Source organism: Streptomyces sp. NBC_01283 (assembly GCF_041435335.1).
GTDB lineage: Bacteria > Actinomycetota > Actinomycetes > Streptomycetales > Streptomycetaceae > Streptomyces.
In genome coordinates, this window is record NZ_CP108430.1 from 7,990,738 (window position 1) to 8,006,525 (window position 15,788).

Annotated in this window: 12 protein-coding genes and 2 pseudogenes; 11 read left to right on the plus strand and 3 right to left on the minus strand. The window is 69.5% G+C overall.

Translation table 11 applies throughout. The features are described from left to right. Positions 1–40 precede the first annotated feature (40 nt). From OG302_RS36345 to OG302_RS36365, 5 genes are all read left to right on the plus strand, one after another. Entirely contained in the window at positions 41–637 is a 597-nt protein-coding gene (locus tag OG302_RS36345) for a hypothetical protein (protein ID WP_371530657.1), read from the plus strand. Positions 638–692: 55 nt separating this feature from the next. Beyond that, complete coding sequence (locus OG302_RS36350; protein ID WP_371530658.1) at positions 693–1,238, plus strand: hypothetical protein; 546 nt, start codon at positions 693–695, stop codon at positions 1,236–1,238. Positions 1,239–1,249: 11 nt separating this feature from the next. Further along, a complete protein-coding gene (locus OG302_RS36355) occupies positions 1,250–1,900 on the plus strand; it encodes a hypothetical protein (protein WP_371530659.1) in 651 nt (216 codons plus the stop codon). A gap of 20 nt (positions 1,901–1,920) precedes the next feature. Next, complete coding sequence (locus tag OG302_RS36360; protein WP_371530660.1) at positions 1,921–2,499, plus strand: hypothetical protein; 579 nt, start codon at positions 1,921–1,923, stop codon at positions 2,497–2,499. 190 nt (positions 2,500–2,689) lie between these two features. After that, positions 2,690–3,436 carry a cyclopropane-fatty-acyl-phospholipid synthase family protein gene (locus OG302_RS36365; protein WP_371530661.1) on the plus strand — a complete coding sequence of 249 codons (747 nt, stop codon included), beginning with the start codon at positions 2,690–2,692 and terminating at the stop codon, positions 3,434–3,436. Positions 3,437–3,521: 85 nt separating this feature from the next. On the opposite strand, the gene OG302_RS36370 is transcribed toward OG302_RS36365, so the two are convergent. After that, positions 3,522–4,781 (minus strand): DUF6801 domain-containing protein, encoded by a 1,260-nt coding sequence (locus OG302_RS36370; RefSeq protein WP_371530662.1) that lies wholly within the window; start codon positions 4,779–4,781, stop codon positions 3,522–3,524. Positions 4,782–5,307: 526 nt separating this feature from the next. Here OG302_RS36370 and OG302_RS36375 point away from each other — a divergent pair. Then, positions 5,308–6,255: a DUF6801 domain-containing protein gene (locus OG302_RS36375; protein ID WP_371530663.1), complete on the plus strand. Its 948-nt coding sequence runs from the start codon at positions 5,308–5,310 to the stop codon at positions 6,253–6,255. 113 nt (positions 6,256–6,368) lie between these two features. Here OG302_RS36375 and OG302_RS36380 read toward each other — a convergent pair whose 3' ends face one another. Both OG302_RS36380 and OG302_RS36385 read right to left on the minus strand, forming a co-directional pair. Then, entirely contained in the window at positions 6,369–7,379 is a 1,011-nt protein-coding gene (locus tag OG302_RS36380; RefSeq protein ID WP_371530664.1) for a WxL protein peptidoglycan domain-containing protein, read from the minus strand. Between the two features lie 111 nt (positions 7,380–7,490). Further along, positions 7,491–8,630, minus strand: coding sequence for a DUF6801 domain-containing protein (locus tag OG302_RS36385; RefSeq protein ID WP_371530665.1), 1,140 nt, complete (start codon positions 8,628–8,630; stop codon positions 7,491–7,493). Positions 8,631–9,231: 601 nt separating this feature from the next. Between OG302_RS36385 and OG302_RS36390 the strand changes: the two genes are divergently transcribed. From OG302_RS36390 to OG302_RS36410, 5 genes and pseudogenes are all read left to right on the plus strand, one after another. After that, positions 9,232–10,452, plus strand: coding sequence for a glycosyltransferase (locus OG302_RS36390; protein WP_371530666.1), 1,221 nt, complete (start codon positions 9,232–9,234; stop codon positions 10,450–10,452). Between the two features lie 162 nt (positions 10,453–10,614). Continuing rightward, on the plus strand, positions 10,615–11,856 hold the full coding sequence (locus tag OG302_RS36395; protein ID WP_371530667.1) for a lytic transglycosylase domain-containing protein: 1,242 nt from the start codon (positions 10,615–10,617) through the stop codon (positions 11,854–11,856). 163 nt (positions 11,857–12,019) lie between these two features. Next, entirely contained in the window at positions 12,020–12,289 is a 270-nt protein-coding gene (locus OG302_RS36400; RefSeq protein ID WP_371530668.1) for a CU044_2847 family protein, read from the plus strand. Positions 12,290–12,293: 4 nt separating this feature from the next. Then, positions 12,294–14,069: pseudogene (locus tag OG302_RS36405) on the plus strand (AAA family ATPase); the annotation flags it as partial. Positions 14,070–14,132: 63 nt separating this feature from the next. Beyond that, positions 14,133–15,776, plus strand: a pseudogene (locus OG302_RS36410) (hybrid sensor histidine kinase/response regulator); the annotation flags it as partial. Between the last annotated feature and the right edge of the window lie 12 nt (positions 15,777–15,788).

The following is a 15,788-nucleotide window of genomic DNA, read 5'->3' on the forward strand; positions in this document are numbered from 1 at the left end:
CGCGGAACGGAAGGGGACGCAGCAACATGAGAGGTCGTAGATGAGCGCCGGACTGAAACCCCAGCGTGCGGCGGCGTCCGATGCCGTCGACGGCGATGTCGACACGAAGGTGGCGCTGCCCGCGGGCCGTCTCCGCGGTGGCCGCGGAGGCCGCACGCTGGTCGCCCTCGTCCTCGCCGCGCTGCTTCTCACCGGCGGCACGCTCCTCGTCCTCACCGACAGGACCGCGAACACACCGGGAGCCGCCAACCAGGCGCTGACCGACGGCGAGCGGACCCGCCGGGTCATCGCGGACGTCAGCGACGCCCTCGCCGTGGTCTTCACCTACACGCCCCACGACCTGGCCACCACCGAGCGACGCGCCCGCGATGTGCTGCGGGGCCAGGCGGCGAAGGACTACCGCGCCCTGTTCGGCAAGCTCCGCAGGCAGGTCGGCAAGCAGCAGTTGTCGCTCACCACTCAGGTGGTCCGGGCGGGAGCCGTCGAACTCAGCGGTGACGGCGCGCGGTTACTGGTCTTTCTCGACCAGCGGGCCAAGCGCAAGGGCGCCAGGGCGACCACCGCGGCCGCCCAGCTCTCGGTCACCGCGCGCCTGGACGACGGCCACTGGACGATCACCGACATCACGGCCCGCTAGGCCCGCCAGGGTGCTCACGCCACTAGGCCGGCCGGTCCGGTTAGGAGAGAGGGACATGGCACGTACGACAGCCCGGCACCGTACGAGACTTTCGCTCGCCGCAGCGGCGGCCGCCTTCGCCCTGGGCTTCGCGGGCTGGACGGGCTCGTCCTGGTACGCGGCGGCCCACGACGACTCCGCCCGCTTCGCGGAGACCCGGGACGAGGTCCTCGCGGCGGGCGAACAGGCCGCCCTGAACCTGAACACCCTCGACCACCGCGACCTCGCACACGGCCTGGACGCCTGGGAGCGGTCCGCCACCGGAAGCCTTCTCGATGAACTGCGCAAGGGCAGGCCCGAGTTCGAGAAACAGGTGCGGACCGCGCGCACGGTCACCACGGCCGAGGTGCTGTCCGGGGCCGTGACCGAACTGGACGAACGTGAGGGCAGGGCAGGCGTGATGATCGCGATACGGATCACCGTCGACCCGCCGAAGAAGAAGCCGAGCACCAAGGAGAGCCGACTGCTCGGCGAGCTCACCCGTACCGGCGAAGGCTGGAAGCTGAGCGGGCTCGGCCAGGCCCCCGCGGGCGAGACGCCCACCGACACTCCGTCCGACTGAGGGACTGATCCATGTCGACGACACGCCATATGGTCAACCGACAGAGGCGGTTGGCCGCGGTCAAGGCCCGCGAGGTACCCGCGCCCGCACCGCGAGCCCCGCGCCCGAACTCCCGGCTGCGCCGGTCCGGGCCTGCCCGGACCGCGCGGGGACCCGTCCCCTGGCCTCTGCTGCTAGCTCTGCTCGCCGTACTGGCCACGGCCTTCGCGGTCTTCGCCCACCACCGGGCCGACGGCCTGCGTGACGTACCTGCCCTGCGCAATGCGGCGCTGACCGACACCTCCCGCACCAGCGAGGTGAAGGGCTCGGTCGGCCAGGCCGTCGACGCGGTCTTCTCCTACGACCACAACGACCCGGGCCGGACGGAGAAGGCCGCGGGCGCACACCTCACCGGCAAGGCGGTCGGCCAGCACCGGGAGATGCTCGCGCAGGTCCGCGCCCAGGGAGAGCGGCAGAAGCTCGTCCTCAGCACCACCGTCACGCACAGCGCGGTCGAGGCCATCGACGGCGACCGGGCCCGGGCCCTGGTGTTCGCCGACCAGAGCAACACCAGTACCGCCAAGGGTGGTTCGGCCAGCCACGCGGCAGCGATGTTCGCCGTGGACGTGGTCTACCGGGGCGGCACCTGGCGCATCGCGAACATCGACACGTTCAGCAGATGAGAGTCGTAGGGGAGTCAGGCATGGAGATCACGAGACGGAAGCGGCACACCGCCGCGCTCATGTCCGCCGCCTTGGGGGTCGCGGTCGCGGCGGTGGTGTCGGGATGCAGTTCGCGTGTCGACGAAGACCCGAAGGTCGACTGGGCCTCGGACGTCTGCGACAGCGTGCGGGACGTCGGGTCCAAGCTGACGGTGCCCACCGCGGACAGCAGGGACGCCAAGAAATACCACGCGGAGGTCGTCACCTTCATGGACGCGCTCGGTCGCCAACTCGGCGCGCTGGACGCGAAGATGCGGCAGGAGGGCGCACCGCCGGTCGAGGGTGGCGACGCCGCGTACAAGACGGCGCTCGCCAACCTCCGCAACGCCCGCAGCAGCCTCGCCGGTACCACCGCCGAGCTCAAGAAAGCCAAGGTCACCGACGAGAAGTCCCTGAAGGCGGCGCTGAAGAAGGCCGGCAAGGGCATGGACCAGGCCAGTGCCTACCAGGGCCCCGCCCATGACTTCCGCGCCGACCCCGCACTCAAGCAGGCCTTCGAGAAGGCACCGCAGTGCGCGAACCTGCCCGGCGCCGGAGGCTCGGCGCCGTCGGCAGGGTAAGGGCGGGGCGCCGCCCTGCTCCTGGAGAAATGCAGTTGAGGGGGAACCTTGGGAGCCATAGGCTGACCAGGCTCAAGATCCATGCGTTCGAATGAGGTGCATTTGATGACGGTCCGAGCAACGGCTGCCGACTCCGGTCGGCTGTCTCCCGCGTACACCGTGACCGCATCAAACCTAAGGAACACCTCTCGTGGATCTTCCACGCATCTTCACCATTCGCGAAAGTAGCCACCGCCTCCACAACCCGATCACCCCCGGCAAGGTCGCCGCCCTGGGCCAGGCCCTGCACCTGACACCCGGGACGCGTGTGCTCGACCTCGCCAGCGGATCGGGCGAGATGCTGTGCACCTGGGCCCGTGACCACGGCGTCACCGGGACCGGGGTGGACATCAGCACGGTGTTCACCGAGAAGGCCCGCGCCCGTGCCGCCGAACTCGGCGTCGCCGACCGGGTCACCTTCGTGCACGACGATGCCTCCGGCTTCGTCGCGGACGAGCCGGTCGATCTCGCCGCGTGCGTCGGCGCCACCTGGATCGGGGGCGGCGTCGCCGGCTCCGTCGAGCTCCTGGGCGGGAGCCTGCGCCCCGGGGGCCTCATGCTGATCGGCGAGCCGTACTGGCGTCGGGAAGCGCCGGACCAGGAAACCGCGGAAGCCTGCCACGCCGGCGGCAAGGACGACTTCCTGGCACTTCCGGAGCTGATCGAGCAGTTCGGCGGTCTCGGGTACGACGTCGTGGAAATGGTGCTGGCCGATCAGGACAGCTGGGACCGGTACCGGGCGGCACGGTGGCTCAACCTCCGCCGCTGGCTGGACGGGAACCCCGATGACGAGCTGGCCGCCGAGGTACGGGCCGAGCTCACCACCGATCCCGCCCGCTATGCGCGCTACGAGCGTGAATACCTCGGCTGGGGGGTCTTCGCGCTGATGCGTCGCTGATGCGCCGCTGAAGCCGCCAGGGCTCCTGACGGCTCGATGAGTGTGGGTCCGGGCGGCATGCCGCCCGGACCCACACTGGTCCTTGCTACTTCTTGTAGGTGAGGTCCATGTCGATGGTGTTGCCGGGACCTGCCATGAAGGTGCTGATGATGTCGTTGAGGGCGCCGCAGCCCTTCAGACCGGGCAGGGTGTAGGTGCCCTTGAGCTTGCCGCCGGTGTACGGCTGGAAGCGGCCCTCGCTGGCGAGGTCGATCTTGGCGGGCGCGACCGTCTTGCAGTCGGGGCCCCCGCCGATGGGAATGCCGAAGGCGTTGACGCTGGAGAGCCTGACGAGCATCTCGGACTTCGACTTCAGGGCGCCGGCGGTGTCCAGCGTGCCGGTGGTCTTTCCGGTCTGCTCGAAGGCGATGTCCGCGGTCGTGGGCAGGAAGCCCATGATGGTGAACTTGCCCTTGGTCGGGTCGAGCCTCAGGTCGGCGTCGAAGGTGCCCTTGCTCAGGTCGTAGCGGGTGTCGATGCCGCCCGCCAGTGCCGCGTTGCCGTTGGCGGCCTTGATGGACGACGTGCCCTTGATGTCGAAGTTGAGCTTCACCGGGTCATCGCCCGGCGGGTCGGTGGGCGGGTCCGTAGGGGGGTCGGTCGGGGGATCGGTGGGCGGGTCGGTCGGTGGGTCCGTCGGCGGATCCGTGGGGTCCGTGCCGCCGCCGTTCACGGTCATCGTGTGCAGCGCGGTGGGCTGGCCCGCGTCCAGGGTGCAGTCCGCGGTGAACTCGTCGCCGTTCGGCGGTAGTTGGACGGGCTTCCCCTCGGCGTCCCGGGCGATCATGTTGTGCAGCTTGAGGCCCGTCACGTCGAACGTGGCCGTGCCCTCCTTCTCCCAGGTCAGCAGCCCGCCGGGCGACTTGCCGTTGGCGGTGAGGGTGAATCCTGCCGCCGGGTTGGGGATGTCGCCCTTGGCGACGGTGTTGACGACCTTGATGGGAAGGTTGCCGCTGCCGCCCGGCAGGGTCACGTTCACATCGGCGGTGGCCTTGCCCTCCAGCGTGACCGCGCCCATGACGCCTAGGCCCTGGGCGGCCCGCGCGCTGACCTTGGTGACGGCCTTGATGTCGTACTCGGGGACCGTCTCGCCCACCTTCATGGTGGTGGGCATGTCCGAGGTGATCTCAACTTCGATCGGGTCGTTGTTGATGATCGGGAACTTGCAGGTGTACTTCTGGGTGAGCTTCACCGGGTCGGCGGAGGCGGAACCGCCGCTCAGGGTGACCAGGCCGGTGACGAGGCCGGCGGCCGCCACCGCGCTCAGGGCGGTGCGTGCCCTGACTTGTCTCTTGTGCGCTCCCATGGACTACCTCTCGGGCTACGTGAATGGGCACGAACGAACGTCGGTGCCACCTCTGCGATTCCGGACTCGCCGGCCCAGCCGTCCAGGGAAATCGGAGAGGCGAAATGCGCCGTCGCGAGGAATCTGCCGACAGAATTGCTGCGGGCAATACGGCGGTGTTTCGAATACGCAAACTACTGATGAGTAGTTGGGCGGTCAAGGTCTGCTTCAACCTGACGATGAAAGGGGGTGGCGATCGGGCAGATTTGTGGCCGCGGTGAGTACGTGATGGTGCGTGGATGACAAATTGTGGGACCCGTGTCGCAGGACTGCGTCGGACTTCGTCGGACTGCGCCTATCGGGTTGACGGGCGCCTTGGCTGTCAGTACTCATTTCTGGGTTGTGCCAATTCTCAGAAGTGGGGCCGCACATGGGAGATCGTATGGGAAACCGCAGGGGAGAGGGTAAGGGAAAGGGCAGGGGGGAGCGACCAGGAATAGTCACGGCGAGGTGGGCGCGGGGATCGGCCCTGACCGGGGTTGCCGGGGTGTTGCTCGCGCTGACCGGTGGTGGTGGCAGTGCTTCGGCCGAGCCGGTGTCGCTCACGCAGAAATACACCTGCAAGTTCCCGATCATCAGCAATGACGCCATCGAGGCCGCGATCACCACGGACATGCCCAACACCATGAAGGTGGGCGAGACGGTCCCCGAGTACGACATCAAGGCCGTCACCAAGGTCAGCGCGCGGGCCGCCCAGGGCCTAGGCGTCATGGGCGCGGTCACGCTGGAGGGCAGGGCCACCGCCGATGTCGTCGTCACCCAGCCCGGCGGCGACGGCACGCTGCCCATCAAGGTCGTCAACACGGTCGCCAAGGCCGAGATCCCCAACCCCGCCGCGGCGTTCGAGGTGACGGCGACCGGAAAGTCGCCGGGCGGGCTGCTGACGTGGGGCAAGGCGGGCGATGCGGCCTTCGACGTCAAGGGCCTGAAGCTGCACAACATGATCGCCCGCGACGCGGCGGGCAAGCCCGTGCAACTCCCGCCGAACGGCGACGAGTTCACCGCGGAGTGCACTCTCGACTCAGGTCAGAAGACACTCCTGCACACCATGACGATCACGGGCGACGGCGGCACGGACCCGACGGATCCGCCCACGGACCCGCCGACCGACCCGCCTACCGATCCGCCGACGGATCCGCCGACGGACCCCTCCGATCCCACGGACCCGTCCGCCCCCGGCGCCACGGCCGGCGGTTCCTCGGGCGGCGACTCCGGCCCCTCGGGCGGCACGGGTGGCGCGGGTTCGAGTGACGGCTCCGGATCCTCCGGCACTCAGCTGGACACTCAGGTGACCGGCGGCTCGGGCGCGCTCGCGGCCACCGGAATGTCGGGCGTCGGCCTGATGGTGGCGGCCGCGGGAGGCCTCGGTGCCGCCGGCATCGCGGCCTTCCACTATCTGCCACGGCGGCTCAGGAGGGACGACGAGGCGGTCTGAGGCTCCGAGCCCACGAAGCCGCTGCTCCAGGGCGGCGTCGTACGGCAGCACAAGGCCCGGAGCGCGACGGCGCTCCGGGCCCTCGGCGGCCATGTGTCGTCGTGTCGAAGGAGTCAACTCGGCACGGCGGAACGGGCCCTGCGGCGCCGCACCGTCACCCCCATGGCCAGGAAGACCACCACCAGGGCGAGCGTCACGAGGACGCCCCAGTTCACCGTGCGATACGCGGTGCTCCCGCTCTCCACCAGCTCACCGCCCTTGTCGCTCGCGGTCAGTTCGACGCTGCCCCAGTCCAGCGGAGGCGGCGCGGCCCACTTCTGAGTGATCCGTACCCGCTGGCCCGGCATCAGCTCGGCAGGCAGCTTGTTGCCCGCGCTGTCGAAGGACGTCCGGCCGAACAGGCCCTTCGCCTTGAGGTCGACCCTCGGCTCCAGCTGCACGTTCCCGTTGTTGACCAGCGTATACGTGACCGAGGCGTCCTTGCCGAGGCCGGGCAGCAGGGGTACGTCGTAGTCGAACGTCACGTCCTGGACGCTCAGGCCTGGCTTCCGCTCGCCGTTGACCTGGAGGTAGATCCGGGCCCCGACGGCCTGCCGGACGCCGACGCCGGTGCCCTTAGCGCGGGCGACGCGCTTGTCCAGGGCGATGACGGCACCGGGGTGGTCGCCGGGCGAGGCGGTGCGCGGGATGGCGACGGTGAACGGCACGGTGGCCCTGCCGCCTGCCGGAACACGTACTTCCGTACGTTCGAGGCGCGTCCACACGCCGACGGACCGCTGCTTCTCGGTGGGCTCGCGCACCGCGAAGCCGCCGTCGCGCGGGGTGTTGTACGCGTCGGCGGCATAGAGCAGAAAGGTCACCGGTTCCTTGGCGAGATTGGAGACGGTGACCTCGTCCTGCACGGTGCGGCCCGGATCCGCCTTCATCCGGAAGTACGCCCGGTGACTCCCGGCCTTGTCGGCCTTGTCGGCCTTCTCGGCGGGGAAGACGGACCAGCGGCCGTTGTCGGCGGCGTACGCGACCGGTGGTGGGCTCGCGGTGAGCAGGCCCAGTGCGAGGGTCAGGGCGGCGATGACTACGGCGGCGTATCTGTGATGCCTGAGCTGCGTACGGGCGAGGTTCATGCGGCCCCCAGAGCGAAGTGATGCGAAGAGATGTAACGGGAAGGGCGGGGTAACGCCGAAGAGGTGGACCGGTCGCCGTACGACGGCCGGCCCACCTGGCGGAGTGCGGGATCAGGTCAGAGTGAGCGTGAGAACGGCCGCGTAGTCACCGGCGGCCGCGGTCGCCGGAACGTCGAGCGCGAGGCCCGCGCCGACCGTGAACTCGCCGCCCGTCTGCGCCCCGTCGGGCGCGCTCGCGAGTGTGGCGCCCGCCCCGCCGACCGGCCCCTTTGTGCCCGGCACACAGGTACTTGCCGACCCGGGAGCCGTCGCGCAGGACGGCGTCCAGCCGAGCTTGTCCGCGCCGATGGTGCCGGCGTTGCCCGTGAAGTCGGTGACCTTCCCGGTGAGTGACCAGCCGGTGGCGCCGTTACGGGCGTCCTTGACGGTCACCTTCTGCAGGTCGCCCGTCGAGCTGCCGGCCGTGCCCTCCTCGACCGGGGACAGCGCGACGGTGTCGCCCGCCTGGGCCATGGTGAGCTGGCCGCCGCCCTGCTTGGGGGTGACCTTGGTGTTCACGTTCTGCTTGCCGGTCGTGGGATTCGGTCCGGGGCCGGGGCCGGGATCGTCACCCAGGATCTCCATCGTGTGCAGGAGCGTCGGCTGGTCCGCGCCGAGCGTGCATGCGGTGTCGAACTCGTCGCCGAACGGCGGGAGTTGGACGGGCTTCCCCTCGGCGTCCCGGGCGATCATGTTGTGCAGCTTGAGGCCGGTCACGTCGAACTTGGCGGTACCGGGCTTGGCCCAGGTCAGCAGGTCGCCGGGGGACTTGCCGGTGGCGTCGACCTCGAACGCGGCTGCGGGATTGGGGATGTTGGCCTTGGCGACGGTGTTGACCACCTTGATCGGCAGTGTGCCCTCGCCGCCCGGCAGCGCGACGACCACGTCCGCGGTGGCCTTGCCCTCCAGCGTGACCGCGCCCATGACACCGAGGCCCTGGGCGGCCCGCGCGCTGACCTTGGTGACGGCCTTGATGTCGTACTCGGGCACTGTCTCGCCCACCTTCATGGAGGTGGGCATGTCCGCGGAGATTCGGATCTCGATCGGGTCGTTGTTGATGATCGGGAACTTGCAGGTGTACTTCTGATCCAATTGCAGCGGAACTGCGGAAGCGGTGCCTCCCGTGAGGGTGAGCATGCCGGTTACCAGGCCGGCGGTCGCGACCGCGGCCAGGGCGCCGCGCACCCCGGATCTCTTTCGATTAGCTCTCATGAGCTGCCTCTCGTACTGCGTGAACGAGCAGAACGGGTGAAGGAAGAATGGCCGTACATGTCGCTATCTTCGCCAGATACGGCCCTGTTTCGGATCGGTAAACTACTGACGGGTAGTCGGGCGGTCAAGGTGTCGATTACCAGAGGAATTCAACTGCCCGCATTCGGGGGCTTCTTCATCCGCGAGTGACTAACAAGCAATGCGGACTCGTACATCGGTGCCAAATTTTCTACGCGATCCCGATGAGTCCGGGTGACAACTCCTTCCGGCTCCTTGCTCACCGCGCAACAGATCCTCGGTGCGTGACGAAACTGCTCTTGACCGGCTTATCGAGGCGCGACTAGCTTCCGCTCTCGGCTCGATCGTCAATTCAACGCAATTTCCTGTGTCGCCGAGCGGTCGGAGTTCTGATGCTGTCTTGCGAGGCAATCCCGGACGCGGTCCCGGGGTTGATCCCTTCCGGCCGCCCGGACATACGACCGGTGCTCCCCGACACCCGCAATGCCCAACCGGCCCTGGGCATTGCGGGGTTCCCGTCACCGACGTGCCCTCCCGCACCGGAGTACGGCCGCACGTGGTCGCTGGGCGGGGCCGGGGCCCGATGAGTCGCTTCCTCTTCGTGGTGCCGCCGCTCGCCCCTCACGTCCACCCGGCCTCGGCCGTCGCCGCCGAACTCGCGGGCCGGGGGCACGAGGTGGCCTGGGCCGGGCAGCCTGCCGCGCTGGAGGGCCTGGCGTCCGCCGACAGCCCCGTCTTCCCCTGCGCGAGCGTGCCGCCCGGCGACGCCCGACCCCGCGATCCGCGCGGCGCGGCAGGCCTGCGGTTCCTGTGGGGCGACTTCTTCGCGCCACTCGCGTACGCCATGGCGCCCGGAGTGACCGCCGCCGTCATGGAGTTCGGGCCCGACCTGCTCGTCGTCGACCAGCAGGCGGTCGCGGGCGCGCTCGTGGCGGAGCGGCTCGGCGTCCCCTACGTCACCTCCTCGACGGTTCCCACGGAGCTGCCGGGCAGTCCCATCGCCGGGGCCGTGCCGCAGTCCGACCAGTGGCTCACCGATCTCCTCGACGGGCTTCGGCTGCGCCTCGGTGACCCGTCCGCCCGCTACGACCCGCGCTTCTCGCCACGGCTCACGCTGGTCTTCTCCACCAGCGAACTCACCGGCCCACAGGTGCCGGACCGCGGCCCGGTGTGCTTCGTCGGACCGGTGCTCGGCTCTCGCGCCGATGCCCCCGACGACGGCTTTCCGTGGGGGTGGGTCGACCGGGACGACGACCGGGCGCTGGTCCTGGTCTCCCTCGACCCTGCCGACCCCGCCGACCCCGTAGTGGGCGCCCATTTCCTCGCCCAGTGCGTCGACGGCGTACGCGCCCGATCACGCGAACTGCGCGCGGTGGTCGCCGACCCCTGCGGCATCCTCGGATCGCCGTGCGGCGACGACGTACTGATCCACCCCGCCGTGCCCCGATTCGAGCTCCTGGCCCGCGCGGACGCCATCGTCTGCCACGCCGGGCACCACTCCGTCACCGAGGCCCTGTGGCACGGCGTCCCCCTGGTGGTCGCCCCGGTCCGCGGTGACCAGCCCGTCGTCGCCGCCCAGGTCGTTGCCGTGGGCGCGGGCGTGCGGGTGCGGTTCGGCCGGAGGGATGCCAAGGCTGTCGGATCCGCGCTGGAGGCCGTGCTCGGCCGCCCTCACTTCGCCGCGGCCGCGCGCCGCGTCAGCCGCTCCTTTCGCGAGGCGGGCGGAGCGCCGACAGCGGCCGCACGCCTCGAAGAGCTCGTCGCCGCTGAGCAGGAGAACCCATGGCAGGGACTGCAGATATAGCCGGGTGCAGCCGTCACGACCGGCGGCGACCAACCAGCTGGGGGTGCGGGCGCGGGGCGGTTCCGGCCATGCAGTCGTCAACCACCACGCGTCCCAAGGGAATTGACCGCCGCGCTCGCGAACGCCGCCGCGCCCCCGCCACCCCACTTCGAGAGGTGAGTCATGTCCACGGGCAACAGACATCGTAAGAAGGGTAGTTGCCGCATCCGTCGGGGCCTGGCCGGTACGGTCGTCGCGGCCGTCGCGATGGCCGGGCTGACCGCATCGGGCGCGCCCGGCAGCCCGCTCGCCGCGCCCCGACGCGGAGCAGCCCCGGACAGCGTCACCGGGAACGACGGGTGGATCCCCCCTGCCGGCCCCTCGGCGGACGCGTACCACACCGAACTCCCGCCCCTGCGGAGCAGGAAGAGCGCACCGGGCGGCGGCGGGAGCGAGGACATCGAGGTGCGGACCCAGTCCGGGATCGCGGCCACGGTCCTCACCGCCTATCGGCGGGCCGAGGCCGCCCTCGCCGCGACCGACCCAGGCTGCCGCCTGCCGTGGCAACTGCTCGCCGCCATCGGCAAGGTGGAGTCCGGGCAGGCCCGCGGCGGCCGGGTCGACGCGGACGGCACGACACTCAGCCCCATCCTCGGACCCGTCCTCAACGGCAGCGGATTCGCCCGGATCTCCGATACGGACAGCGGGGCGTACGACGGCGACACGACCTACGACCGGGCTGTGGGGCCGATGCAGTTCATCCCCTCCACCTGGGTCCGCTGGGGCGCCGACGGCAACGACGACGGCCGTGCCGACCCGCACAACATCCACGACGCCGCACTCGCCGCCGGCCGCTACCTGTGCGCGGGCGACCGCGACCTCGCGATCAAGGCGGACCTGGACCGGGCGATCCTCAGCTACAACCATTCGGCCGCCTATCTGCGCACGGTCCTGGCCTGGCTGGACTTCTACCGCCGTGGCGTCCACGAGGTGCCCGACGGCCGCGGCCCGCTGCCGACCAGTCCCGGGCCGGGCGGCAAGACCCCCGCGACCCGGCCGAACGGCGGAGGAGGCGTGGTCGTCGGCCCGCAGCCGTCGAACCCGTCGAACCCGTCGAACCCGTCGGATCCGTCGCGCCCACGGCCGGGCGACTCCGCGTCTCCGGGCGGCCCGACCCACCCCGGCCCACGCCCCTCCACTCCTCCTCCCGGAACAAGCCCCGCACCTTCCACCCCCGGTCCCACCCCGGGCTGCCCCACCCCGTCATCCCCGTCGTCCCCGTCAGACGACCCGCCCCCCTCCGACACCCCACCCCCTTCACCTTCGCCCTCCCCCTCACCGTCTCCCTCCCCGACGGGGTCGCCCGAGCCCTCACCGTCATCCACTCCGTCGAACACAAGGCCACCGGACTCCTGCGCACCGTGAGCGCCGTCACCCGAACCTGTGCTTCTTGCTGCGCAGTGAGGGTGGCGTCCCCGAGGATGGAGGGGGCCGCGACAGCGGCGTGAGCGTAGACCAGGGGCCAGGGGGACGTGCTTTGTCACAGCAGTTGACGATGATGCTCGGTGACAGCAGCGAGGTAGTTGCCGTGTTCGAGACCGACGCCGATCCGGACGGCGCGGATCTGGAATTGGCAGCCGGGAACGGCATGCTGGCGCGCACGCGGACGTCGTTCCATGAGGCCTTGGAGCAGGTGAAGCCCACTCTGGCCATGGTCGCCGAGACACTTCGGGAGCTGGGGCCGGACGAGGCAGAGGTGGAGTTCGGCCTGAAGATGGGCGGTGAGACGGGTGTCATCATCGCCAAAGGAACGGCGGAAGTGAATTTCGCCGTACGCCTGACGTGGAATCGCCCCTGAAGCAATGGGCGCGCAGCGTGAGGGATTCATCGTCAAGATCCGCGCCGGCACATCGGGTGCGCCCATCGGTGTCGGCTTCGTCGTCGGTGACAAGCAGATCGTGACCTGTGCCCACGTGGTCAACGTCGCCCTGGGGCGGACGAAGGACTGCGTGGACTGCCCTGCCGGAGAGGCGCGTATCCAGGTCGAGTTCGTGCTCTTGGGGGATGCGGAAGGAGCGCCTCTGCGGCATTGCCGGGTCAGTTCCTGGGATCCACCGCCCGGGGTCGGCCGCCTGGGCCGGGATGTGGCGGGTCTTGTGCTGGTCGGCGGGGACACTCTTCCCGTTGGTGCGGGGGCTGCCCGGTTGCTCGACGCCCGCATGGGCCTTGTCGGCGATGCCGAGGTGAAGGTCTTCGGCTATCCCGGAAACCCGCCCCGTACGGCCAACGGTGCCTGGAGTATGTGTGTGCTGCGCGGTGCGGTCGGTGGAGGACTCATCCAGCTGGATGCAGACAGCGAGTCCGCTCTACGGGCGCAACCGGGGTACAGCGGGTCGCCGGTCGTTGCCGCGGACCGCTGGGGAGACGCGATCGTCGGCATGCTCTCGCTCGCGAGCCGCGACGGCTCCGCCGGTGACGCGTACGCCGTGCCGTTGTCGGAGGTGTCTGCCGCATGGCCCGAATTCCTGGGCCGGAGCGTCCTCCCGCCCTGCCCCTACCGAGGGCTGCAGGCGTTCAGTGCCGATGACGCCTCGGCCGGTGTGTTCGTGGGGCGGGAGAGGGAGGTCGAAAGGCTCCGGGCCATGGTGAAGGCCCAGCCGTTGGTCATGGTCACGGGGCCGTCCGGGGTGGGGAAGTCGTCGCTGGTGGCAGCCGGGCTGGAGCCCGAGCTGGCCGCGGACGGGTGGTCAGTGGCCTCGTTCCGGCCGGGCATGGCTCCCTACGAGTCCGTCGCCCGCGCCTTGCTGGAGCTCGAGCACCCACGGCGGAATCACAGCCTGGAGGAACTGGAACACCGTGCTCGCGCCGTGCGGGAGGAGGGGTTCTGGACGGTCGCCTCAAGGCTGGCGGTGCTGACGGGGCGCCGACTGGCCTTGGTCGGCGACCAGTTCGAGGAGGTGCTGAGCAGCGGCTCGGACCGGCAGGAGCCCCTCGGTTTCCTGCGGCAGTTCCTTCCGCCCCCGGACGAGGCGCAGGACCCGAACGTACGCCTGGTGTGCACCCTGCGCGCGGACTTCCTCCCCGACCTGTTGGAGATGCCCGACATCGGGCCCCGCCTCCAGGACCGCCAATTGAACGTGTCCCCCTTGGACGAACTGGCCCTGACCCGCGTGATCGTAGAGCCGGCCGCAGTGACGGGCGTCGCTTTCACACCCGGTCTGGCGGAGACCATCGCGGCGGAGGCGAGCAGAGCGGCGGGCAGCCTCCCGCTGCTGGAGTTCACCCTTACGGAACTGTGGCCCCTGCAGCACGACAGGCGCGTCAGTTTTGACAGTTACCACGGCCTCGGCGGTGTGTCCGGCGCACTGAACCAGCATGCGGAGAAGGTGTTCCGCACGCTGTCCGAACAGCTGGATGAGTCCCGAATCCGCCGTGTGCTGCTGTCCATGGTCCGCGCCCGCGGGGGCGCCTCAAGCGCGGTCCGCGTCACCGCCCACCGCTCCCACCTCGGCAAGGACTGGTACATAGCGCAGCTTCTCGCGGACCCCGAACAGAGGCTGGTCGTCCTTGGTCCGGAGGGGCCCGACACCGCGGAAATCGCGCATGAAGCACTGATCCGGGAATGGGCCAGGCTGGCGACCTGGGTGGAGGACGACGCCGATTTCCAGCAGTGGCTCGCCGTCATCGAGGAGCGGGCGGGGGAGGGCGACCTCTTGTCCGCCACTCGTCTCGCGGAAGCCGACCGATGGCTTGGTGAACGCGCCCACGACATCCCCGAGCCGGTCACACGCCTCATCGAAGGCAGCCGCCAAGAGATCATGATGCAGCAGCAGACCGAACAAATGCTCAGTGCGTCACAGGAGCTGACCGAGCAACTGCGGCAGCGCTCGCACGAGTTGGAGGAGCATCGGGCGGCCTTGCAGCGCTCCAACGCGGAGCTGGAGGAGAAGGCCGAGCTGCTCGCCCAGCAGAACCGCCACATCGAGGTCAAGAACACCGAGATCGAAGAGGCCAGGCAGGTCCTGGAGGAGCGCGCCGAGCAGCTCGCGATTTCGATGCGGTACAAGTCCGAGTTCCTCGCGAACATGTCGCACGAGCTGCGGACGCCGCTCAACTCCCTGCTGATCCTGGCCAAGTTGCTCGCGACCAACGCCGACGAGAACCTCACTCCCAAGCAGGTGCAGTTCGCCGAGACGATCCACGGTGCGGGCTCGGATCTGCTGCAGCTGATCAACGACATCCTCGACCTGTCGAAGGTCGAGGCGGGCAAGATGGATGTCTCCCCGACGCGGATCGCCGTGGTGCAGCTGGTGGACTACGTAGAGGCCACGTTCCGGCCGCTGACCGAGGAGAAGGGCCTCGACTTCTCCATACATGTGTCTCCGGAGCTGCCCGAGACGCTGCACACGGACGAGATGCGGCTCCTCCAGGTGCTGCGCAACCTCCTGTCCAACGCGGTGAAGTTCACCGACTCCGGAGCGGTCGATCTGGTGCTCAGGTACGCCAACGCCGATGTGCCCCATGACATCCGCGAACAGCTCCTGGAGGCCGGATCGCTGCGGGACGCGGACGCGGATCTGATCGCCTTCTCGGTGAGCGACACCGGCATCGGTATCGAGGCAAGCAAGATGCAGATCATCTTCGAGGCGTTCAAACAGGGCAGCAGCATGGTCGGCAGGAAGTACGGCGGCACGGGCCTCGGGCTGTCCATCAGCCGGGAGATCGCACGCCTCCTCGGCGGCGAGATCCACGCGGCGAGCGAACCGGGCCACGGCTCCACCTTCACCCTGTACTTGCCGAAGGACTTCGCAGAGCCACTGCCGGTCCGGTATCCGCAACGGAGCGCCCCTGCCTCGGCGGTGGCCCGACGCGAGGACATACAGAGGGCGGCGAATCCGCGACAAGGAGCAGACTCATTCGGCTGGACGGGTCCGGAGCCGTCCGCACCCACCTTTCAGGGCGAGAAGGTACTGATCGTCGACGAGGACATCCGGAGCGTGTTCGCGCTCACCAGCGTCTTCGAGTGGCAAGGATTGTCCGTGCTGTACGCGGAGGACGGCCGCGAAGGCATCGAGATCCTCGAACAGTACGACGACGTGAGGGTCCTGTTGCTGGACATGACGGGGCCGGACGGGCACACGACGGCCAGAACGATCCGCAGAAGCCCCCAGTTCGCCGGACTCCCGATCATCGCGCTCACCACGGAGGCCACGAAGGGCGACAGCGAGCGGGCTGTCGAGTCCGGTGCTTCCGACTACGTGACGAAGCCGGTCGACTCGGATCACTTGCTCTCCCTCGTGAGCCGACGGATGCGCGAAGGGAACGACGCCGGGGACGCCGCGTAGAGAACTCCTGCG

Bases quoted from the DNA above. Each gene is read 5' to 3' on its own strand.
- OG302_RS36380 (WP_371530664.1), bottom strand. From the start codon at position 7,379: ATGAACCTCGCCCGTACGCAGCTCAGGCATCACAGATACGCCGCCGTA.
- OG302_RS36370 (WP_371530662.1), bottom strand. From the start codon at position 4,781: ATGGGAGCGCACAAGAGACAAGTCAGGGCACGCACCGCCCTGAGCGCG.
- OG302_RS36385 (WP_371530665.1), bottom strand. From the start codon at position 8,630: ATGAGAGCTAATCGAAAGAGATCCGGGGTGCGCGGCGCCCTGGCCGCG.
- OG302_RS36345 (WP_371530657.1), top strand. From the start codon at position 41: ATGAGCGCCGGACTGAAACCCCAGCGTGCGGCGGCGTCCGATGCCGTC.
- OG302_RS36360 (WP_371530660.1), top strand. From the start codon at position 1,921: ATGGAGATCACGAGACGGAAGCGGCACACCGCCGCGCTCATGTCCGCC.
- OG302_RS36350 (WP_371530658.1), top strand. From the start codon at position 693: ATGGCACGTACGACAGCCCGGCACCGTACGAGACTTTCGCTCGCCGCA.
- OG302_RS36395 (WP_371530667.1), top strand. From the start codon at position 10,615: ATGTCCACGGGCAACAGACATCGTAAGAAGGGTAGTTGCCGCATCCGT.
- OG302_RS36390 (WP_371530666.1), top strand. From the start codon at position 9,232: ATGAGTCGCTTCCTCTTCGTGGTGCCGCCGCTCGCCCCTCACGTCCAC.
- OG302_RS36355 (WP_371530659.1), top strand. From the start codon at position 1,250: ATGTCGACGACACGCCATATGGTCAACCGACAGAGGCGGTTGGCCGCG.